At 61.0% G+C, this 19,422-nt stretch carries 23 protein-coding genes and 2 tRNA genes; 24 read left to right on the plus strand and 1 reads right to left on the minus strand.

Translation table 11 applies throughout. From position 1 onward, the window contains the following. Nucleotides 1-37 precede the first annotated feature (37 nt). The 24 genes from cpaB (at nucleotide 38) to proC (ending at nucleotide 19,069) form a co-directional block, all read left to right on the plus strand. Nucleotides 38-697 carry a Flp pilus assembly protein CpaB gene (gene cpaB / locus GXM19_RS09180; protein ID WP_040359115.1) on the plus strand — a complete coding sequence of 220 codons (660 nt, stop codon included), beginning with the start codon at nucleotides 38-40 and terminating at the stop codon, nucleotides 695-697. Next, nucleotides 697-2,346: a nucleotide-binding protein gene (locus GXM19_RS09185; RefSeq protein ID WP_006235097.1), complete on the plus strand. Its 1,650-nt coding sequence runs from the start codon at nucleotides 697-699 to the stop codon at nucleotides 2,344-2,346. Before cpaB ends, GXM19_RS09185 begins: the two co-directional genes overlap by 1 nt. Then, nucleotides 2,343-3,671 (plus strand): TadA family conjugal transfer-associated ATPase, encoded by a 1,329-nt coding sequence (locus GXM19_RS09190; protein WP_006235095.1) that lies wholly within the window; start codon nucleotides 2,343-2,345, stop codon nucleotides 3,669-3,671. Before GXM19_RS09185 ends, GXM19_RS09190 begins: the two co-directional genes overlap by 4 nt. Continuing rightward, nucleotides 3,656-4,570 carry a type II secretion system F family protein gene (locus GXM19_RS09195; protein ID WP_239057616.1) on the plus strand — a complete coding sequence of 305 codons (915 nt, stop codon included), beginning with the start codon at nucleotides 3,656-3,658 and terminating at the stop codon, nucleotides 4,568-4,570. Before GXM19_RS09190 ends, GXM19_RS09195 begins: the two co-directional genes overlap by 16 nt. Further along, nucleotides 4,567-5,208, plus strand: a complete 642-nt coding sequence (locus GXM19_RS09200) for a type II secretion system F family protein (protein WP_006235093.1) — start codon at nucleotides 4,567-4,569, stop codon at nucleotides 5,206-5,208. Before GXM19_RS09195 ends, GXM19_RS09200 begins: the two co-directional genes overlap by 4 nt. A gap of 10 nt (nucleotides 5,209-5,218) precedes the next feature. Further along, nucleotides 5,219-5,452, plus strand: coding sequence for a hypothetical protein (locus GXM19_RS09205; RefSeq protein WP_006235091.1), 234 nt, complete (start codon nucleotides 5,219-5,221; stop codon nucleotides 5,450-5,452). Further along, nucleotides 5,416-5,979, plus strand: a complete 564-nt coding sequence (locus tag GXM19_RS09210; RefSeq protein WP_006235090.1) for a hypothetical protein — start codon at nucleotides 5,416-5,418, stop codon at nucleotides 5,977-5,979. Before GXM19_RS09205 ends, GXM19_RS09210 begins: the two co-directional genes overlap by 37 nt. A 1-nt stretch (nucleotide 5,980) precedes the next feature. Next, nucleotides 5,981-6,199 carry a hypothetical protein gene (locus tag GXM19_RS09215; RefSeq protein ID WP_006235089.1) on the plus strand — a complete coding sequence of 73 codons (219 nt, stop codon included), beginning with the start codon at nucleotides 5,981-5,983 and terminating at the stop codon, nucleotides 6,197-6,199. Beyond that, complete coding sequence (locus GXM19_RS09220) at nucleotides 6,186-6,671, plus strand: TadE/TadG family type IV pilus assembly protein (protein ID WP_239057617.1); 486 nt, start codon at nucleotides 6,186-6,188, stop codon at nucleotides 6,669-6,671. The genes GXM19_RS09215 and GXM19_RS09220 overlap by 14 nt, the downstream gene beginning before the upstream one ends. A 64-nt stretch (nucleotides 6,672-6,735) precedes the next feature. Further along, nucleotides 6,736-8,796, plus strand: coding sequence for a hypothetical protein (locus tag GXM19_RS09225; RefSeq protein ID WP_006235087.1), 2,061 nt, complete (start codon nucleotides 6,736-6,738; stop codon nucleotides 8,794-8,796). Beyond that, on the plus strand, nucleotides 8,796-9,272 hold the full coding sequence (locus tag GXM19_RS09230; protein ID WP_006235084.1) for a TadE/TadG family type IV pilus assembly protein: 477 nt from the start codon (nucleotides 8,796-8,798) through the stop codon (nucleotides 9,270-9,272). Before GXM19_RS09225 ends, GXM19_RS09230 begins: the two co-directional genes overlap by 1 nt. Beyond that, nucleotides 9,269-9,628 (plus strand): DUF192 domain-containing protein, encoded by a 360-nt coding sequence (locus tag GXM19_RS09235; protein WP_050766123.1) that lies wholly within the window; start codon nucleotides 9,269-9,271, stop codon nucleotides 9,626-9,628. Before GXM19_RS09230 ends, GXM19_RS09235 begins: the two co-directional genes overlap by 4 nt. 59 nt (nucleotides 9,629-9,687) lie before the next feature. Further along, nucleotides 9,688-9,954: a hypothetical protein gene (locus tag GXM19_RS09240; RefSeq protein WP_006235082.1), complete on the plus strand. Its 267-nt coding sequence runs from the start codon at nucleotides 9,688-9,690 to the stop codon at nucleotides 9,952-9,954. Further along, on the plus strand, nucleotides 9,954-10,238 hold the full coding sequence (locus GXM19_RS09245) for an ATP-binding protein (protein ID WP_040359113.1): 285 nt from the start codon (nucleotides 9,954-9,956) through the stop codon (nucleotides 10,236-10,238). The genes GXM19_RS09240 and GXM19_RS09245 overlap by 1 nt, the downstream gene beginning before the upstream one ends. Nucleotides 10,239-10,361: 123 nt before the next feature. Beyond that, nucleotides 10,362-10,434: transfer RNA gene (locus tag GXM19_RS09250), tRNA-Phe, on the plus strand. 475 nt (nucleotides 10,435-10,909) lie between these two features. Then, nucleotides 10,910-11,971 carry a glycoside hydrolase family 5 protein gene (locus tag GXM19_RS09255; protein WP_040359112.1) on the plus strand — a complete coding sequence of 354 codons (1,062 nt, stop codon included), beginning with the start codon at nucleotides 10,910-10,912 and terminating at the stop codon, nucleotides 11,969-11,971. A gap of 6 nt (nucleotides 11,972-11,977) precedes the next feature. After that, nucleotides 11,978-12,856 carry a 16S rRNA (cytidine(1402)-2'-O)-methyltransferase gene (rsmI, locus tag GXM19_RS09260; protein ID WP_006235078.1) on the plus strand — a complete coding sequence of 293 codons (879 nt, stop codon included), beginning with the start codon at nucleotides 11,978-11,980 and terminating at the stop codon, nucleotides 12,854-12,856. A 69-nt stretch (nucleotides 12,857-12,925) separates the two neighbouring features. Further along, on the plus strand, nucleotides 12,926-14,527 hold the full coding sequence (metG, locus tag GXM19_RS09265) for a methionine--tRNA ligase (RefSeq protein ID WP_006235077.1): 1,602 nt from the start codon (nucleotides 12,926-12,928) through the stop codon (nucleotides 14,525-14,527). 110 nt (nucleotides 14,528-14,637) lie between these two features. Then, a complete protein-coding gene (gene rsmA / locus GXM19_RS09270; RefSeq protein WP_006235076.1) occupies nucleotides 14,638-15,498 on the plus strand; it encodes a 16S rRNA (adenine(1518)-N(6)/adenine(1519)-N(6))-dimethyltransferase RsmA in 861 nt (286 codons plus the stop codon). Next, nucleotides 15,488-16,405 carry a TatD family hydrolase gene (locus tag GXM19_RS09275; protein WP_006235075.1) on the plus strand — a complete coding sequence of 306 codons (918 nt, stop codon included), beginning with the start codon at nucleotides 15,488-15,490 and terminating at the stop codon, nucleotides 16,403-16,405. The genes rsmA and GXM19_RS09275 overlap by 11 nt, the downstream gene beginning before the upstream one ends. Nucleotides 16,406-16,448: 43 nt before the next feature. Next, nucleotides 16,449-16,535, plus strand: a tRNA-Leu gene (locus GXM19_RS09280). Nucleotides 16,536-16,809: 274 nt separating this feature from the next. Next, complete coding sequence (locus GXM19_RS09285) at nucleotides 16,810-17,748, plus strand: SPFH domain-containing protein (RefSeq protein WP_006235074.1); 939 nt, start codon at nucleotides 16,810-16,812, stop codon at nucleotides 17,746-17,748. 6 nt (nucleotides 17,749-17,754) lie between these two features. Continuing rightward, nucleotides 17,755-18,225: a 23S rRNA (pseudouridine(1915)-N(3))-methyltransferase RlmH gene (rlmH, locus tag GXM19_RS09290; protein WP_040359110.1), complete on the plus strand. Its 471-nt coding sequence runs from the start codon at nucleotides 17,755-17,757 to the stop codon at nucleotides 18,223-18,225. 73 nt (nucleotides 18,226-18,298) lie between these two features. Further along, the gene (gene proC / locus GXM19_RS09295) at nucleotides 18,299-19,069 is read left to right on the plus strand and encodes a pyrroline-5-carboxylate reductase (RefSeq protein ID WP_006235070.1); all 771 of its coding nucleotides are present in this window, start codon (nucleotides 18,299-18,301) and stop codon (nucleotides 19,067-19,069) included. A 159-nt stretch (nucleotides 19,070-19,228) separates the two neighbouring features. Here the strand turns inward: proC and GXM19_RS11010 are convergent, their stop codons facing one another. Next, on the minus strand, nucleotides 19,229-19,402 hold the full coding sequence (locus tag GXM19_RS11010; RefSeq protein ID WP_006235069.1) for a DUF6724 family protein: 174 nt from the start codon (nucleotides 19,400-19,402) through the stop codon (nucleotides 19,229-19,231). Nucleotides 19,403-19,422 lie beyond the last annotated feature (20 nt).

A 19,422-nucleotide genomic window follows, 5' to 3' on the forward strand; every position in this document is an offset into this window, starting at 1 on the left:
CGGGCATTCGCCCGACACTGCCATGAGAGGAGCGGCCGTGAACAAGAGCAAGCGCATCGCCATCAGTCTGGTCGCGGGCGTGCTCGCTGCTCTGCTCTGCATGGTTTACGGCTCGTCGATCCGCTCGCAAGCCGAACAGGTCCAGGCTGAGACCTTGGCCAAGTACGGTGGCGATCGCGTCGAGGTATGCGTCGCGGCGCGCGATATCGATGTGGGCGAGACCCTCGATGAGACTAATGTCATAACCCAGGAATGGCTGACGAGTCTGCTGCCACGTGACGCGGTGACCGAGCTGCGCCAGGTACGCGGCGACGTGACGACTTCGCGTATTCCCAAAAACGCCGTGATCTGCAATGTCTACACCAAGGCCGAGAGCCACAAGCTCGAGGTGCCTAAGGGCAAGGTCGCCGTTTCGGTGGCGGTCGATGCCGAGCACTCGGTCGGCGGTGCTACAGGCGTGGGCAGCTACGTGGATGTGTATGTGCAAAAAGACGGCGTAACCGATCGACTGTGCGGCGCGTACGTGATCGATACCAGTGAGGATTCCGGTGCCACGCGCGAGGGCAAGATCGAATGGGTGACGCTGGCGGCTGACCCCGAAGACGTCAAGGAACTGCTGGGAGCCTCGGGCAAGGGAACGGTCAGCTTGACGATTCCCGCCACGGCGCGCGGCAAAAAGAGCGGAGGCGACAAGTGATGAAGGCGATCTGGCTTGCGTGCTGCGCGTGCGGCGATTACGGGCTGTTGCAGCGGGAAGTCGAGGGCCGTGATGCGGGTGCACAGGTGCTTCGCGTAGGTGACCTGGACGGGCTGGTTTCCATGGCTCGGGCGTTTCCGTCGCGCCGCGGGGCTGCCATCATCGCGGCGTCTCTGTTTGATACCGAAGATGTGCGCAAGACTGTTGCGCGCCTGACGGCCGAAGGCCGCGTGAGTCGCGTGGTCGTGTTGATAGAAGCACTCGATCCGTCGGATATCGAGGGGCTGTTTCGCGCAGGGGCGACCGAGGTCATCGCTGCGCACAGTATATGCGGCAACGGGCGCGCGGGCGAGGGAGCGGTTGATTCCGATCGGCGCATGACGATTGAGCCCGATGCTTTTGTTGATAGGGAACCCGGGGCGCCTCGCGCTACAAGAGGCCCGCGTGTTGATGATTATGGAAAAGCGGAAGCCGAGCATGGTCGGCGCCCCCGGAACCCCCTTGTATACGATGACGCTGGAGGGCCGGCGCAGCATGCTGGCGATTCCCCGGCTGTAGATATGGGATACGTGCACGGCGTGAATCTGGCGGATGAACTCGACGAAGTTGAGGGCTTTGCCGGGTGCGGCGAGTTGTCGCTGATGCAGCATGAGCAGATTGCGCAGAGCGAGCCTGCCTCGCAGACCGAACAAGCCGCCATGCCGGCTTGGACGCAGCGTGTAGTTGCGGCGGGGGAGACGGGGACGCTGTCACCGACGCCCGCCCCGCCGCCTCCGATGCCGCCGGCAGACGCTGCCGCTTCGCCGCATCGAGCTCCGGTCATCTGCGCCATTTCGGGTTCGGGCGGTTGCGGCAAGTCGACGATCGTTGCCACCATGGCACACACATCGTCGCTGTTGGGCTTGCGTGCCGCCGTGCTCGACCTGGACCTGATGTTTGGAAACCTTTACGACTTGTTAGGCGTCGATGCTCCGCACGATATGGCGGCACTTATCGAGCCGTCGGCGGCGGGCACGCTCACCGAGCCGGATATCGTGGCCGCATCGATGCGCGTCGCCCCGGGCGTTACGCTCTGGGGTCCCGTCGCGGCGCCCGAGCAAGCTGAGCTCATGGCACGTCCGGTGGAGCTACTGCTTGATGTCCTGCGTCGCGAATCCGACGTGGTCTTTATCGATACCTCGGTCTTTTGGGGCGATGCCGTGGCGGCTGCGGTGGCGGCGAGCGACCGTTGCCTGGTCGTTGGCGATGCTGCGGTGTCGTCCGCGACATCGGCGTCGCGCGTCATTGAACTTGCAAGTCGAGTAGGTGTGCCGCGCACGCGCATGAGCGCCGTGTTCAACCGGTTCGGTGCGCGCGGGGCAGACGAGGATGTTGCCATGCGCTTTGAGATTGCCTGTGCGTTGAGCTCCAAGATTCGTATCGCCGATGGCGGGCAGGATCTCGCCGCGCTCATGGCGTTTGGGCGCGCTGACGAGGCAGTGGGGCAGACCAGCGCTTTTGCGACCAGCGTGCGCGAGGCCACGCGCGAGATGCTCGTGGAACTGGGGTGCGCCGTCGGCCCTTGGAGCGATATGGTCGCCGACCGTGCAATGCGCACCGAACGCCCGCGTATCCGCCTTCCCTGGTCGCGCGAGGGTGATCAGCGATGAGCCTGCAAACGAGGATTAAGGCTGCCGGCGCTGCAGCGGCGGCAGCGCCTGTAGATGCGGGGCGTCGCCGCGCGGTGAAACGACGCACCAAGCGCGCCGTGATGGACCGCATGGGTTACGACGAAGTGGCGCGTATCAGCGCCTATATCGACCCGGCACTTGCCCGCTCGGAATTGCGTCCTGCGGTGGAGGCGGCGCTCAATGTTGAGGAGCCGACCGATCTCGCGACGCCCGAGCGCGAGACCATCATCGACGAGATTTTGGATGACGTGGTGGGCTTGGGGCCGTTGCAGCCGCTCATCGAGGACGACACCGTTACCGAGATCATGATCAACGGCTGCCGCTCGGCTTTCTTTGAACGCGGCGGCGTCTTGTACCCCATCGAGCATGCGTTTGAGGATGATGAGCAGATCCGTGTGCTTATCGACCGCATCATCTCGCCACTTGGCCGCCGTATCGACGAGCGCAGCCCCATCGTCAACGCCCGCCTCAAAACGGGCTATCGCGTCAACGCGGTGATTCCGCCTGTGGCGATTGACGGACCGATTCTCACCATCCGAAAGTTCTCGGACCGCATCTGCTCGCTGGACGAGCTTGTGGGGCTGGGGTCGCTGCCGCTTTGGTATGCGCAGCTGCTGTCATGCGCGGTGTCGCTGAGACAGGACCTGGCGGTTGCGGGAGGCACGGGATCTGGTAAGACCACCCTGCTCAACGCGTTGTCATGCGAGATTTCCACCGGCGAGCGCATCGTGACGATCGAGGACTCTGCCGAGCTCAAGTTTGCGCATCATCCACACGTGGTGCGTCTAGAGGCGCGCGAGGCTTCAATTGAGGGCGAGGGCGCGGTGACGATCCGCGACCTGGTGACCAATGCCCTGCGCATGCGCCCCGACCGCATCGTGGTGGGTGAGGTGCGCGGTGCTGAGTGCTGCGACATGTTGCAGGCCATGAACACGGGCCACGACGGGTCGCTCACCACACTTCATGCGGGCTCAGAACAGGAGACCGTGGTGCGTCTGACGTTGCTTGCACGTTATGGCATCGATCTGCCGAGCGAGCTCATCGAGGAGCAGATTGCCATGGCGCTCGACGGCATCGTGATGTCCGAGCGCCACGCCGATGGCAGGCGCTTCGTCTCCTCGTATTCGGGGGTGCGTCGCGCCGCGTCGGGCGGCGTAGAGCTCGAGCGCTATGTGACTTTCGATGCCGCCGAGCGCACCTGGACGCTTGACCGCGAGCCGCCGTTTATCGCAGAAGGCCTGCGGTCGGGGACGCTCACACAAGAGGAGGTGGACGAATGGAGGTCGCTGTGCCCCTCGTCGTAGGGGGTTTGGCAGGGTTTTCTGTCGCGACGGCGTGCGGGGCGGAACCTCGTGTGCCGCAGGTGCCGCCGGCGGAGCTGGCGCGTCAGGCGCTCGAGACGGTGGCAGAGAAACTGCCGCGTGAGCTGGTGGAAAACGATCTGCTGAAAAAGATCGCCCGTTCGTGGGCATCGCTGGCTCCGGCGCATCGCCTTGGCCTCGTGATCGAAGATGCTTCGGGGCGTTTGGCGTTTCTGCTGCTCTCGAGCGGTGTCTGCTGCATTTTACTAACGATGGTGTCGTTATCGCCCCTCGGATTTGCCTTGGGACTTGTTGCTCCGATTGCCGTTGGCGCCGCTCGGGATGGCTTTGAGAGCCGGCGCGAGCAACACGATGCAGAAGAGGCCATGCCCGAGGCGTTTACCGCACTTTCCATGTCGCTTGCCTCGGGACATTCGCTGGCCCAGGGCATGCGCTTTGTGGGCGCTCATGCGCAAGAACCGGTGCATACCGAGTTTTTGCGGGTGGCGGCGGCGATCGATTGCGGCATCTCGGCGACCGACGCGCTCGATGACTTGCTCGTGCGCATCGACGCCCCCGGTCTTTCGCTTGTGACCTTGGCGCTTAAGGTGTCACAGCGCACCGGCGCTCCGCTTGCCGACTTACTGTCCGAGGCGTCGAGCATGGTGGGGGAGCGCATTGAGCTCAAGCGCCGCCTAGATGTTAAGACGTCGCAGGCCCGCATGTCTGCGCATATGGTCGCGGCGATGCCGACGGGCATGTGCGCGGTGTTGGCGCTGCTTTCGGCAGATTTTCGTCGCGGTCTTGCGACGCCTGCCGGCGCGGGCGCTGTGGTGCTGGGTCTTGCCCTCAACGCCGTTGCCCTGGTGGTTATCAGGCGCATTATGCGGGTGGAGCTATGAGCGCCCCGGTTGCAGTTGCGGCTTGCCTGTGCGCTCTGAGTGTATTTGTCGCGACGGGTTTGGATCGGGCGGATGCACGCAAGATCGCAGAGGCCTGCAAGCGCGAGGCGGTGCTGGTCGCTGCCGCGGGTCGCTCGGTGGTCGATGCTCTGACCGCGCGAATGAAGGGCGCGGTTGGAGCGGGCGGCCCGGCGCGAGTGTCGCTCGGCGAAGTGTCCGAGATGATCGATGTTGTGCGCTTGGGTCTTTCGGCCGGTCTTTCGTTTGATGCGGCGCTTGAGATTTTCTGCGCCAACCGCCGGTCAGTGCTGGCTCTTCGACTTGAGCGGGCCTGCATGGCGTGGCAGGTGGGCGTGGGCACGCGTGAGGACGAGTTGTTGGCCGCCGCGCGCGACCTGGACGTGCGAGCGCTCGAGACCTTTGCCATCACGGTGGGACAGGCGCTCGCCCTGGGTGCCCCACTTGCCGAGACACTGGCCGCTCAAAGTCGCGAGATCCGTGCGGCTCATCGCGCCGCGGTCGAGCGCGAGATCGAGCGTGCGCCCATCAAGCTGCTGATTCCCACCGGCACACTCATCTTGCCGGCGTTGCTTCTGTCCATATTGGGCCCGCTGTTGGGAGCAGGCGGGATGATGTAGGGAGGAATACATGAACACGATGACTGACGTTGCTGGCAAGGTCTGGAGCTGGGCTGTTTGCCAGTCAATTCGCGCTCGCCAGCATGCCGGGGAGCTACTGCAGGAGGAGAGTGCGCAGGGCACCACCGAATACGCCATCTTGGTCGGCGTGCTCGTGGTGATCGCCATCATTGCCATTGTCGCATTTAAGGGCAAGGTCCAAGATCTATGGAACGCTATCAGCGAGGGCATCAACAGCCTGTAGAGGGCGAGCGCCCCATCGGGGTGCTGCTGGTGTTTGCTTGCCTGACCGTGGCGATAGCGGCGGTGCTTTGGGGGCTTAACGCCGCGCGGCAGCAGCGTCCTGGGGCCGCCTTCGATTCGGGCTCAGATTCGGCGGTGGCGTCTCAAAAAGATGAGATGCGAGATGCGGACGATTCGGATGTCGCTGTCACGGCGCAAACCTTTCTGCGGACGCTCGACAAGCGGTCTGGCACTGCGACGGATTTGCCTGAGGACAACGCGATTGCGGTCCGGCTTGCATGGTCCGAGGACCGACCGATGACCGAGGCAGCGGCGGATATGTTACGCGCCTACCGCGAGGTGCCAACGGCCCAGCTCGCCCTGAGCGGCTATCTCGATATTAAGGGCAACGTATGGGGCGCCATCGTGCGCGATGGGCGCGGCTGGGTCGATATGGTGACGGTTGCCGCGGATACCGGCGATGCTTCGTGTCGTCTGCGCGCGGTGCGCCTGGTCCCGCAAACAATAAGCTCAAAGGAGGGATCGTGAAATGCATGGCGTTCTGCGTGAAGAGGTTGCCCAAGCGACTGTGGAATACGCCATCGTCACGGTGGCGCTGCTATCGATCGTGCTGGCGATTGCGGGACTTTGGCGTGCTGGCACCGATGGACGCTTGGCGGCGCTGGTTGAGCGGGCGGCATCCCATGGCGTTGCCTCGATGTCGGTTATCGACGCCGCCGCGGGCGCTAAGGACATTGCGTTGTATTGATATCGCGCGCGAGGACCGGGCGCAGTCTACGGTCGAGGCTGCTTTTTTGCTGCCGACGTTTCTGACGCTCATCCTTCTCGCACTGCAACCGGTGTGCCTGCTTTATACGCGCGCGGTCATGGAGTCTGCCGCCGCCGAGACCGCGCGGCTCATGACCACGACGACGGCGGAGGACGACGATCTTAAGGAGTTTACCCGCCGCCGGCTTGCCGCAGTGCCCAACGTTTCGATCTTTCATGCCGGCGGGCCGTTGTCGTGGGATATCGAGCTTGGCCGGGCCGGTGCGGGTGGCGTCTCGTCCGTGTCCGTTTCCGGCGAGGTCAAGCCGTTGCCTGTGATCGGTGCGTTTGCGCAGGCTATGGGTGGTACCGCCGAGGGCGGCTACGTTGAGCTCAAGGTCGATGTCTCGTATCAATCGCGTCCCGAATGGCTGGAGGGAGATTATGATTTGTGGATTGCTGCATGGGATTAAGCGTTTCTGGTCTAGATGCGTTTTGACGCGCCGTCCGAGCTGCCATCGCAAACGAGGCGGCTTTATGGGCCGCGCTGGTATCGACCTGTTTATCGAAGACGGTGCCTACACCACGCTTTCTTCTGCCGTGGTCATCCTAGTGGTGCTCACGTTGTTGTTTTCGTCGACCGCGGCGATATGGAGCATGTCGCGTGCCGGGGATACCCAGGTGGCGGCCGATAGCGGCGCGCTGGCGGGTGTCAACGTAGTGTCGTCCTATCACACGGCTGCCACGGTGGTTGATGCGAGCATCTTGAGTCTGGGCCTGGCGGGGTTTGCCACGATCGGGACGGGCCTGGTCGCCATCCTCATCCCGGGTGCCGAACCAGTTGCCGGCAATATGGTCGACACCGGGATTGAGATCATTAAAACGCGCAACAAGTTTGCCAAAAGCGCATCGGAAGGCTTACAGAAAATCGAGACGGCTCTGCCGTATCTGATCGCTGCGCGTGCCACACAGGCGGTGTCGGCGCAGGATACCGATAGTGTGACCTATACCGGTACGGCGCTTGCTGTGCCCAGGACATCCGAGTCGGACTTCGCTGCGCTCAAAGGGTCAGAGATCTCGACCGATACCATTAAAGACACATCAGATGATTTAGAGCGTGCGGCCGAGGAGCTGCGGAAGGCTTCTGAGGACACGGCGAAGGCTAAAGAGCGCGCTTGGCTGGCGGATTGTGGTGGGTCGGACGAGAGTTCGATTGGCAAGTACTCGTGTATGTGGGAGCGTGCGAAAAGCCTAACGGATCTCTCTGGTGCTCAAAATCCACATTACGCTTCGAGCGTTACGTGGGAACCGCAAGTGGCGCTCGATCGTGCGAAGGCATATTACCGAGAGCGCCTGTCGAACGAGAAGCCACTTGGCGAGAGCCCAGAAAAACAGGCAGATTCCGCTGCGCGAAAGGCGTTCTTCGCTTATGCGAGTGAAGAAGTTGAACGAGCGTATATAGCTGAAGAGGACGGCAAGGTTTCCGCCTACATCCCCTTTCTTCCGCGAAATCCAGATGAGGCGCGGACGACCGAACTCTACACCGATGTACGTTGGCCAACAAGTGAACTAGATGAAGTGTCCTATCTGCATTACGGAACTGACTGTCCAAATTACAAAAGGGGAACGCCTGGTGGGTTGGCGTCTGTCGCGGTTTTTGACGGCCATGAAACGTGCAGCGAATGCCATTTTGGTGTTTCGTCTTTGGGTTACGTTGCGATTGCTACGACTTCCGTCGAAAGGGGCTTCGAGTACCACTTTGACGAGTTCAAAAAGGCGCTGGAGAAATACGTCGAATATCGCAATAAGGAACTCGAGCTCATGCGTCAGACCGAGGATGAGGCCGACCGTGCAGGCAATGCATTTGACCAGGCTATCAAGGAGCTTTCCGGCGAGCGCCCGCGTATCGCCCCACCTGGACGCAACGGCGTGGTCGCATTTGCAGTTTCGGGTGACATTACCAGCCCCGATCAACTTAACTCCTCGTTTAACACGGCAGTCAGGCTTGGCGATCGCGGTGCTATCTCTGCCGCGGTGCTGGCGCCCGATGAGGCGACGGCGCAAAACAACGTGCTTTCGCGATTTTTCTCGACATTGAAGGAACGCTCGGGCGGCGTTGCCGGCGTGCTCGACGGCGTCATGGATGTTTGGGGACGGCTGCTCGTGGGATACGGTGATATCCAAGGTTCGGCCGACGAACTTATGGACGAGATGATTAAAGACCTAGGAGGGGGCAGCGGTGCGTTGGGCTCCATTGCATCGTGGCTCGGCGATACCGTTTCGGCGTCCGTGGCGGCGCTGGGTTTGGAACCGTGCGACTTGCGCCTGCGAAAGCCGGTGCTGACCGATTCCGCCAATGTCATTAAGAGTCCGGGGTCTGACATTACGGGTCTTTCTCAAGCGCAAGACAAACTGCGAAGTATTCCGTTGGGCGTGACTGATCCCAAGGCGCTTTGCGAGGCGTTGGAATATCAAGTCGAACGCACCATTAGCAGTACGGTGTTCACGCTTGCGGAGATTCCTCTGCCCGGCGGCGGCTCCATCCCACTCACCGTCGATGTCGCCACGCTGGTTGGCGCTCTGGGCGGTGGGTCGTAATGAGTGTCCGCATGCGTCTGCGCGAGGAGCGCGCCCAAGCGACGGTGGAGATGGCAGTGGTTACGCCCGTTTTGCTGGTGCTGGCACTCATCGTGTACAACGTCATGATCTTTGCCAGCGCTGTCGCGCGCTTCGACCGCGTGGTGCCCGACATCGTGTTGGCGCACGCTGTGGCGCCGGGCGGGGAGGGTGACGAGAACTCTGCCGATGCCTCGGTGACGGTCCAGACTCAAATTCTGAATGCCATGGAAGGCTATGACTTGCAGATCGAAGTGTCGAGCGAGCAAGGCGCGAAGGCATCAGATGGTGGCCTGCTCTCCCTATCCGGTACGTTTAGGACCTACACCTGCACCATGCACTATGAGCCGTGGCCGACTTCTCTCAGCATCGCTGGCGTTCCGCTGGGGGCGCCGACAACGTTGTCGCACGAGCGCGCGGTGACGGTCGATCCATGGCGTCCGGGGGTGGTCATGTGACCGCGGTCTCGTCCTACATCGCCTACGCGCGGGCACTCAATAGGCTGGGTTGGACGCCGGCCGAGTTTGCGGTGGCGGAGTCGTTTGTCGTGCGCCTGCGCGGCATGCTGGGACGGCGTCCGGTTGCCGCCAACGGCCTGCCGCTCGTCATAGCGTTTCCACGCTGCTCTTCGGTCCATACGTGTTTTATGGCCTATCCCATCGACATCGCCTTCATCGATGCACGCGGCAATATCCTCGCGCGCTACGAAAACGTATGTCCCTGGTGTATGTGCTCCTGCCCCGGCGCCTGGGCGGTATTGGAACGCCCTTCAATCCTCGCTACACCTCCCGCCCTCCAACAAGTGCCGGCGTAAGAGATTGGCGACAGCGGACTTTCGTCATACGAAATTGGGTAAGATGGAGGAGAAGGTGCATGGATGTTGAGATCCATCCGAACGCCAAAAAACACTTGACGGAAAAGCAGGTACTAGGTGCCTGGTTCGCGGTTACTGAGTGCATTCGCCGCGAGTCGGAGGACGAGCCGCCGAGATGGCTTGCCATTGGATGGCTTCCAGATGGTCAAAGTGTGGAACTTGTTGCGGTCGAACTAATTCGTGGATGGCTCATTATTCATGCCCTGTCTCCGGTTCAGAAGAAATTCTGGCAAGAGATCGAGCGAGCTCGGCAGAGGGGTCGATGATGGGCAAGACATATACGGCCGCTAATGGTCAGGTTGTAACGGATGAAATGATTGACGCGTGGTGCGAGTCGTACGAGCGCGGAGAGTTACCGGATGGCGAACACACCGTTGGTGGGATCGTGCATGGACGGCCCCCGCTCTCAGGTGAGGGGACGGCAACGCTGTCGGTCAAGATTCCTCTGGGAATGAAGGAGGCCATTCGTCGACGGGCGGCTGCCGAGGGGATGACGCCAAGTGAGTTTGCCCGTGCGGCTCTGAGTGAAAAACTTCTTGCTGCCGGCTGATGCCTCTGACGTGCCGATTTATAGAACCGAGGCTGTGCTCAAAAACTTTTTTAAAATTCTCGGTTGACCGGAACGCATCCTTGGTTATACTAATCAAGCCTTGAAACAAGGCACACCTCAAATGGCTGGGTAGCTCAGTTGGTAGAGCAGAGGACTGAAAATCCTCGTGTCAGGGGTTCGATTCCCTTCCCCGCCACCTTGAATTGACTAGGACCTCTGCAAAGGGGTCCTTTTCTTTTATGAAGCTCCCACATGGAATCGAACCCCGTGAGGGCGCGGAGCTGAGTAAACGCGTAAGCGTTTGCCAGCGCAGCTCGCAAGGCGCGTAAGCGCCGCAGCGGTCCGTCCGCGCAGCGCGCGGACGCGATTCCCTTCCCCGCCACCTTGAACTGACTAGGACCTCTGCAAAGGGGTCCTTTTCTTTTATGTGGACCCGCGGAAAATGCATCCCAGTCTTTTGCGAAAAACGGGATGCGCTTTCCGGCCGCCTACTTCCGGCGCATATGTACATCTCGGCGCGCCATCTCGGGCCCGCCCAGACATTCCTCCCGCTTTTGCGCCACTTTACAGACCGTTCGGTCGTCTGTCCGCACGCGCGGGTATACTCAAAACGATACTTTTACTATGCAATACGATGCAGGCTCGGCCTGCACGATCCGAAGGGGGCAGTGATGGAGAGGATACTCGGCGTTAATCTCTCTGGCTGGTTTATTCCCGAGCCTTGGGTGACCCCGTCGCTATACGCGGCGACCGGTGCATCCAACGCGGCCGAGCTGCAGGAGGCCATGGGCACCGCCGCCTATAACGAGCGCATGCGCCGTCATTACGAGACGTTTGTGAGCGAGGACGATTTCCGCCGCATGGCGCAGATTGGCCTCAATGCCGTGCGTCTGCCGGTACCCTGGTATGCCTTTGGCTCGCAGGAGTCCGATGCGTCCTACATCTCGGTTGTCGACTACATCGACCGTGCAATTGAGTGGGCTGCCAAGTACGACATCCGCGTGCTGCTTGATCTGGCGACGGTGCCCGGTGGCCAGGGCGATTCCAACGATTCGCCCGCCACGCCAGAGGCTGTTGCCGAGTGGCATTCGTCCACCAACGGTCGTCATGTCGCACTCGACGTGCTCGAGCGCTTGGCCGATCGCTACGGCGAGGCCGAGAGCCTGCTGGGCATTGAGCTGCTGGATACGCCGCAGATGAGTGTCCGCAAGAGTCTCTTTTCCATGACGGATGGCATTCCGGCGCACTACCTGCGCAACTTCTATCGCGATGCCTATGAGCTCGTCCGTTCGTATATGCCCGAGGATAAGATCGTCGTCTTCTCGTCTTCGGGGCATCCCGGCGAGTGGAAGCATTTTATGCGCGGCGCCAAGTACAAGAACGTCTACATGGACCTTCACCTGTACCATTACCGCGACGAGCATGCGCTCGACATCACGAGCCCCCGCGGGCTGACGACGGCGATTTCGCGTAACAAGCGCGAGCTTAAAGAAGCGATTTCAACTGGGTTCCCCGTGCTGGTGGGCGAATGGTCGGGCGCGGCGATCTTTGCCAACTCGTCGGTTACGCCCGAGGGCCGCAATGCCTACGAGCGCGTGTTTATCGCCAACCAGCTGGCTTCGTTTGCGCCGGCTGCCGGTTGGTTCTTCCAAACGTGGAAGACCGAGAAGCGCATTGCAGCATGGGACGCCCGCGTGGCGCTCGGTACGCTCGAGCGCGGCATGATTGAATAGGTTGATATGACGCAAAACAGCGCCCATACGGGCAAACTCTATGTGGTCGGAACGCCCATCGGCAACTTGGGCGACCTGTCCCCGCGCGTTGGCGAGGCCTTTGCCGCCGCCGATGTCATCTGCTGCGAGGACACGCGTGTGACGTCAAAGTTGCTGATGCACCTGGGTATCTCCAAACCGCTTGTCCGTTGTGACGAGAATGTGATTACCAGCCGCGCCGCCGGTCTGGTCGACCGTCTGCTGGCGGGGGAGACCCTCGCCTTTGCTTCGGACGCGGGCATGCCGAGCGTGTCCGATCCCGGCCAGGCGCTGGTCGAGGCGGCACGTGAAGCAGATGTGCCTGTCGAGGTTATCCCCGGGCCCTCTGCTTGTGTTACGGCGCTTGTTTCGTCCGGCATTCCCTGTGAGCACTTTTTCTTCGAGGGCTTTTTGGGCCGCAAGCATGGCGACCGCGTGCGTCGACTGCAGCGTCTTGCCGTGGTGCCCGGTGCGCTCATCTTCTACGAGTCTCCACATCGCATCGTGGCGACGCTCGAGGCCGTGGCCGAGGTCTTTCCCCAGCGCGAGGTCGCTGTCTGCCGCGAGCTTACCAAGCTGCACGAGGAGGTCTTGCGCGGGCCAGCTGCCCAGCTCGCCGAGGAGCTGCGTGCTCGCGGCGAGGTAAAGGGCGAGATTGCGCTGGTCATCGCGCCGCCGAGCGAGGATGAGGAGGCCGGTATCGTGCCGGTTGGCGCCGCGGCAGTGGATCCCGACGAGGCCCTGCGCGAGGATATCCGCGCCGCGCTCGAGGAGGGGGAGCCTGCGTCTGCGGTTGCAAAGCGCCTGTCGCAGAAGTACTCGCGCCGTAAGCGCGATGTCTATGCCATGGTGCTCGATATGCAATAGATGGAGGATATCCAGCCCTTGCGCTAGAATCATCCCCTGTATGCAACGTTTTTCTGGAGGACAAACCCCATGGATCAAAGCAAGCCTTCGTTCTTTATCACGACGCCCATCTACTACGTCAACGCCGATCCGCACCTGGGCACGGCTTATTCCACCATCATCGCCGACGTTCAGGCTCGCTATCGCCGCTCCGCCGGCTATAACGTCAAGTTCCTGACCGGCATGGACGAGCACGGCGAGAAGGTCGCCGAGGCCGCAGCCAAGCACAACATGACGCCTCAAGAGTGGACCGACAGCCAGGCTCCGCACTTCAAGGAGCTTTGGAACAAGCTCGAGATCTCCAACGACGACTTCATCCGCACCACCGAGCCGCGCCAGCACCATGCTGTGCAGTACCTGTGGGAGCGCATGAAGGAGTCCGGCTACCTGTATAAGGGCAGCTACGATGGCTGGTACTGTGTGCCCGACGAGACCTACTTCACCGATACGCAGGTCCAGAAGGGCGACGAGGAGTACGGCAGCGTCGGCCAGCACCTGTGCCCCGACTGCCACCGTCCGCTGGAGCGCGTGCAGGAGGAGTCCTACTTCTTTAAGCTTTCTGCCTTCCAGGACAAGCTGCTCAAGCTCTATGACGAGCACCCCGACTTTGTCGAGCCTGCGTTCCGTATGAACGAGGTACGCAGCTTTGTCGAGGGCGGCCTTAACGACCTTTCCGTGAGCCGCACGAGCTTTGACTGGGGCATTCAGGTCCCGTTTGACGAGGGCCACGTGACGTACGTGTGGTTCGATGCGCTGCTCAACTACATGACGGCCGTCGGCTACGGTGTCGACACCGACGAGGCACGTGCCGAGCTGTCCTATCGCTGGCCTGCGCAGTTCCACATCGTGGGTAAGGACATCATCCGCTTCCACTGCGTCATTTGGCCCGCCATGCTCATGGCCATCGGCGAGGCCCTGCCCGAGCACGTCTTTGCCCACGGCTTCCTGACCGTGCGCAATGCCGAGACTGGCAAGGCCGAGAAGATGTCCAAGAGCCGCGGCAACGCCATCGCTCCGCAGGACGTTATCGACATGCTGGGCGTCGAGGGCTATCGCTACTACTTCATGACCGACGTCGTCCCCGGTACCGACGGCGCCATCAGCTTCGATCGCATGGAGCAGGTCTACAACGCCGACCTGGCCAACAGCTGGGGCAACCTCATCTCGCGTTCGCTCAACATGAGCGCAAAGTACTTTGATGGTTGCGCGCCCGCCAAGCCCGCGTCGTTCGATGCGTTCGACAACCCGCTGGCAAAGATCGCCGATGGTCTGGTCGAGCGCTACATGGCCAAGATGGACGTGCTCGATTACGGTGGAGCCAAGGACGAGGTCATGGAGCTCATCCACGCCGCCAACCACTACATCGAGGACTCCGAGCCCTGGGCACTTGCCAAGGACGAGGCCAAGGCTGACGAGCTGGCGTTTGTGATCTACAACCTGCTCGAGGCCATCCGCATTGCCGCTCACCTGCTGATGCCGCTCATGCCCCAGACTTCTGCCGAGGCTCTGCGCCGCCTGTCCTGCGAGGACGAGGCCGCGAGCGACGACCTCAAGGGCATTTGCGCTTGGGGCTTGCTTGCTGGTGGTCAGCCCGTCGAGAAGGGCGATCCGCTGTTCCCGCGTCTGGCGTAGAGACCGCGCGAGCGCCATATCGGCAATTTGCTGTTTAGCTGTAAGGGCATGGCCGCCACGGTCCATGCCCTTTTGTTTCAAGACACCGCCATCATGCTAAGGAGGCAGCCATGACAACTTCGCCTTTGGCAAACCCCACGGCCACCAGGGAGCTGCTGGAGGAGTTTGGCCTTGCGACCAAGCATCGCCTGGGCCAGAACTTTCTAATCGACAATCATGTGATCGAGCGTATCTGCGAGCTTGCCGAGCTTGCAGGTGACGAGCGCGTACTCGAGGTGGGTCCGGGTTGCGGTACGTTGACACTTGCGTTGCTGCAGGAGGCGGCGTGCGTCACGTCGATCGAAGCAGATCCCGAGCTCGAGCCGGTGCTCGATGCTCACGCCGCCGACTACGCCAACTTCCGCTTTATCATGGGCGACGCGCTTAAGGTGGGCCCGGAGCAGATTGAGCAGGCCGCCGGCGGCGAGCCCACGGTATTTGTCGCGAACTTGCCCTATAACGTGGCGGCGACAATCATCCTGCAGTTCTTCCAGACGATGCCCGCGCTCAAGCGCGCCGTCGTCATGGTGCAAAAGGAGGTTGCCGATCGCATTGCCGCAGTGCCGGGCAACAAGACCTATGGCGGCTATACGGCAAAGCTCGGCCTGTATGCGCAGGTGACGGGTCGCTTTGAGGTGCCGCCGCGTTGCTTTATGCCGGCGCCGCACGTGGACTCGGCCGTCGTGCGTATCGACCGTGTTGACGGCGTGGTACCCGAAGGACTCGATCGCGAATTTGTGGCCCGCGTGATTGATGCTGCATTTGCTCAGCGTCGCAAGACCATCCGCAATTCCATGAGCGCCAACGGTTTTGCCAAGGACGTGCTCGATGCCGCCATTGAGACTTGCGGTATCGCACCCACCACGCGTGCCGAGACGCTTGATGTTGCCGACTTTGTCCGCCTGGCCCAGGAGCTAATCCATGATGCCTAATGCCGCACGCGTGACGTTTACCAAGAAAAAGAAGACGGTTGCCTGCCCCGTGCCCTTGGCACCGCTTGCCGACACGCATGCGCATCTGCTTTCGTTTTGGGGCAAAGAAGTGCCCGAGACGCTCGTGCGCGCCAAAGCCGCGGGCGTCGACCTGTTGGTGACGATGTTCGATCCCATCGCTGACAAACGCAGCGTGGCGGACTATAGCGACTGGCTGGTGCGCGAAATTCTGCCGATGCGGGATATTCCGCAGATCAAGTATCTTGCCGGCGTGCATCCGTATGGCGCGCCGGACTATACCGACGACGTTCACGCACAGGTCGTTGCCGCACTCGATGACCCCTTATGCGCCGGTATTGGCGAAATCGGCCTGGACTACCATATGGACTATGACGACGATATCGCGCCGGCACCCCATAACGTGCAGATTGACTGCATGGCGTGTCAGCTCGAGCTTGCCGTGTGCCGTAACGTGCCGGTGGAGCTGCATCTGCGCCACGAGGACACGGACCATGAGCGTACCTCGCACGTGGACGCCTACAACGTGCTTCGTGAGGTGGGCGTGCCCCAGGCCGGTTGTGTGCTGCACTGCTTTGGCGAGGACCGCGCCACGATGGAGCGCTTTGTGGAGCTGGGCTGCTATATCGCCTATGGTGGTGCGGCTACCTTTAAGCGCAACGACGACGTGCGCGAGGCATTCGCGGCAACCCCACTCGATCGAATTTTGTTCGAGACGGATTGCCCATATATGGCTCCGGAGCCCATCCGCGGTCTTGAATGCGAGCCCGCAATGATCTCCATTACGGCAAACACGCTGGTCAACGACCGTGTCGATCGTACCGGCGAGGATGCTGAGGCAATCGCGCGAGCAGCTTGGGAAAATGCCTGCAAACTTTTTCAAAAATAGTTCTTGCGTTCGCGATGGCGCTCCGTTATTCTAATTCCTGCACGCGGGCGTGGCGGAATTGGCAGACGCGTACGGTTCAGGTCCGTATGGGGGCAACCCCATGAAGGTTCAAGTCCTTTCGCCCGCACCATTGATTGAAAAGCTCCCAGCAATGGGGGCTTTTTTGTTTTGGGCCCATCGCGGGGACTTGAACCTGCGAAGGAGCGAGCGCCAAGAAAACGCGGAGCGTTTTTAGCGAGCTGGCGAGGACGCTGGCAGGCGGCCGAAGCCGGTGCGGATACGCGGACGTCCTTTCGCCCGCACCATTAAATGAAAGAGCTCCCAGCAATGGGGGCTTTTTTGATATGCACGATCTCCTTGGACGGGTATCCTAGTGCCAACGTGTGCCTATCAGAGGAGAGACCATGCTGTTGTCCGGAATCATTGCCGCCCTTACGAGTCTTCTGCTTCCCATCATCATTTTGTTGCTGCTGCTCCCCAACGCCTGCTATGTCGTTGAACAGCAGCATGCCGTAATCATCGAGCGCCTGGGCAAGTTTAACCGCATCGTCAACGCGGGCTTCCACATGAAGGTGCCCGTAATCGACCGCAAGGCCGCCACGGTGAGTCTGCGCACCATGAAAAACGGTTTTGGCATCGACGTTAAGACCCAGGACAACGTGACCATCGGCCTTGAGGTCTCTGCTCAGTACCACGTGAGCTATGACATGGGCGCCGGCCCGGCAGATTCGGGTATCTACAAGAGCTACTACATGCTGCAGGAGCCCGTCGACCAGATGCGTGACTTCATCACCGACGCCCTGCGCTCTTCGATTCCCGTCTACACACTCGATGAGGTCTTTGCCAAGAAGGATGACATCGCCAAGGATGTCAACGCTACCGTTTCCGAGCAGATGGCCGCCTACGGCTTCACCCTCGTGTCGACGCTCATCACCAAAATCGCACTGCCGACCGAGGTCGAGAACTCCATGAACGACATCAACGCCGCCCAGCGCAAGCGCGCTGCGGCACAGGAGCTCGCCGAGGCAGACCGTATCAAGCGCGTCACCGAGGCGACCGCCGAGGCCGAGGCTATGGAAAAGGCGGGCGAGGGCATCGCCAACCAGCGCAAGGCCATTGCGCTGGGTATCAAAGATTCGCTCGAGATCATCCAGGAGACGGGTGTCGGCAATGACGAGGCCAACCAACTGTTCATGTTTACGCAGTGGTCCGAGATGATGACGGAGTTCGCTCGCACGGGTAAAACCTCGACGGTCGTGCTGCCGAGCGACTTTTCGCAGTCGGCCTCTATGTTCGAGCAGATGCTGGCTGCCGGTAAGGTTCAGAACGAGTCAAAGGAGTAGGCACGCGTGAAATACACCGTCGTTTGTGTTGGCAAGCTCAAAGAGCGCTTTTGGAAGGACGCGTGCGCTGAGTACACCAAGCGCCTAGGCGCCTATGCCAAGGTGGATATCCGCGAGGTGGCCGATATTGACCCGGCCAAGGCGGGCGGCGTGGATGCCGCACGCGACAAGGAGGGGGCGGCGATTCTTGCTGCCTTGCCGTCTCGAGCGCATGTGATCCTGCTGGCTATCGAGGGCAAGGAGCGTTCGAGTGAGGAGCTCTCGGCGAGGCTCGGCGATCTTATGCTACGAGGCAGCAGCGACATCGCCTTTGTGATTGGCGGATCGGACGGCGTGAGCGATGAGGTGCGCGCCCGCGCCGACGAGATGCTCAGCTTTGGACGCATTACCTTGCCGCATAACTTGGCGCGCGTGGTGCTGCTGGAGCAAATCTACCGCGCCTGCAAGATCAGCCGTGGCGAGCCGTATCACAAATAGGTCGGCAATACGAAACAATGGCGTGGGACAATACCTTTCGTTTTGAGGAATGTGTCTGAAAGGACTATGAGATATGAAGATTGGATTTGTCGGTTTTGGCAATATGGCGAGCGCTATGGCCGATGGCTGGATCGCTGCCGGTGTAGCTGCGAGCGACATGTGCGCCTGCGCGGGTCGCTACGACGCACTGGTTGAGCGCTGCGAGGCGCGCGGCATGGTCGCCTGCCACGATGCCGCCGAGGTTGTCGCCGCATCCGATATCGTGGTCGCTGCGGTCAAACCGTACATGATCGAGAAGGTATTCGCCCCGCTCAAGGACATTCTTGCCGACAAGGTCGTTCTGTCGGTTGCCTGGACTTGGGACAGTGCCAAGTGGGAGCGGGTCCTGCCGGGCGTCGCGCATATCTCGACGGTGCCCAACACACCGGTTTCGGTGGGCGAGGGCGTCATCGCCTGCGAGAAGGCTTCCACGCTTAGTGATGAGCAGAGCGCCGTGGTGCTTGATCTGCTTGGCAAACTCGGTGCGGTGGTCGAGCTCGATACGAGCCTGCTGTTTGTGGGCGGCACGGTGGGTGGTTGCGCTCCGGCATTTGTCGCCATGGCAATCGAGGCCCTGGGCGATGCGGCGGTCAAGCACGGTATCCCGCGTGCCGATGCCTATCGCATTGTGAGCCAGATGGTGCTAGGTACGGCAAAGCTGCAGCTTGCAACTGGCCAGCATCCTGCGGCGATGAAGGATGCCGTATGCTCGCCCGGTGGTGCCACCATCAAGGGCGTCGTTGCGCTCGAGGACGCTGGCATGCGCAGCGCCCTGGTCAAGGCAATCGACGCAACTCTCCAGTAAAACCGACCAAAAAAAGGACGGGTTTATTTTTGGCAGGTATTTTCTGCGGTTTTGTCCTTTTAGCGAAAAGCGCCCCGCAACTGGCTCAATTCCAGTTGCGGGGCGCTTGCGTTTGCCCAGATAAAACAGACCAAAATAAACCTGTCCCTTTTTGGCAGGTTAGTCCCAGAAGCTGTCTTCCTCATCCTCGGACTTGGGTCCGCGGTCGACGTACATCTTATGGGTACGCTTCTCCATTACAAAGGCAAGAATCGCAAATAACAGGATGCCGCCGGCGAAAAGGATGGCAAAACCGGTGCGGGTGCCAAACAAAAAGGAAAAAACTGCGTCCATTGGGTGCCTTCTTGCGTAGT

The sequence above is a fragment of the Collinsella aerofaciens ATCC 25986 genome (genome assembly GCF_010509075.1).
Taxonomy (GTDB): Bacteria; Actinomycetota; Coriobacteriia; order Coriobacteriales; family Coriobacteriaceae; genus Collinsella; species Collinsella aerofaciens.

Bases quoted from the DNA above. Each gene is read 5' to 3' on its own strand.
- GXM19_RS09185 (WP_006235097.1), top strand. From the start codon at position 697: ATGAAGGCGATCTGGCTTGCGTGCTGCGCGTGCGGCGATTACGGGCTG.
- GXM19_RS09190 (WP_006235095.1), top strand. From the start codon at position 2,343: ATGAGCCTGCAAACGAGGATTAAGGCTGCCGGCGCTGCAGCGGCGGCA.
- GXM19_RS09200 (WP_006235093.1), top strand. From the start codon at position 4,567: ATGAGCGCCCCGGTTGCAGTTGCGGCTTGCCTGTGCGCTCTGAGTGTA.
- GXM19_RS09205 (WP_006235091.1), top strand. From the start codon at position 5,219: ATGAACACGATGACTGACGTTGCTGGCAAGGTCTGGAGCTGGGCTGTT.
- GXM19_RS09210 (WP_006235090.1), top strand. From the start codon at position 5,416: ATGGAACGCTATCAGCGAGGGCATCAACAGCCTGTAGAGGGCGAGCGC.
- GXM19_RS09215 (WP_006235089.1), top strand. From the start codon at position 5,981: ATGCATGGCGTTCTGCGTGAAGAGGTTGCCCAAGCGACTGTGGAATAC.
- GXM19_RS09225 (WP_006235087.1), top strand. From the start codon at position 6,736: ATGGGCCGCGCTGGTATCGACCTGTTTATCGAAGACGGTGCCTACACC.
- GXM19_RS09230 (WP_006235084.1), top strand. From the start codon at position 8,796: ATGAGTGTCCGCATGCGTCTGCGCGAGGAGCGCGCCCAAGCGACGGTG.
- GXM19_RS09240 (WP_006235082.1), top strand. From the start codon at position 9,688: ATGGATGTTGAGATCCATCCGAACGCCAAAAAACACTTGACGGAAAAG.
- GXM19_RS09245 (WP_040359113.1), top strand. From the start codon at position 9,954: ATGGGCAAGACATATACGGCCGCTAATGGTCAGGTTGTAACGGATGAA.
- GXM19_RS09255 (WP_040359112.1), top strand. From the start codon at position 10,910: ATGGAGAGGATACTCGGCGTTAATCTCTCTGGCTGGTTTATTCCCGAG.
- rsmI (WP_006235078.1), top strand. From the start codon at position 11,978: ATGACGCAAAACAGCGCCCATACGGGCAAACTCTATGTGGTCGGAACG.
- metG (WP_006235077.1), top strand. From the start codon at position 12,926: ATGGATCAAAGCAAGCCTTCGTTCTTTATCACGACGCCCATCTACTAC.
- rsmA (WP_006235076.1), top strand. From the start codon at position 14,638: ATGACAACTTCGCCTTTGGCAAACCCCACGGCCACCAGGGAGCTGCTG.
- GXM19_RS09275 (WP_006235075.1), top strand. From the start codon at position 15,488: ATGATGCCTAATGCCGCACGCGTGACGTTTACCAAGAAAAAGAAGACG.
- GXM19_RS09285 (WP_006235074.1), top strand. From the start codon at position 16,810: ATGCTGTTGTCCGGAATCATTGCCGCCCTTACGAGTCTTCTGCTTCCC.
- proC (WP_006235070.1), top strand. From the start codon at position 18,299: ATGAAGATTGGATTTGTCGGTTTTGGCAATATGGCGAGCGCTATGGCC.
- GXM19_RS11010 (WP_006235069.1), bottom strand. From the start codon at position 19,402: ATGGACGCAGTTTTTTCCTTTTTGTTTGGCACCCGCACCGGTTTTGCC.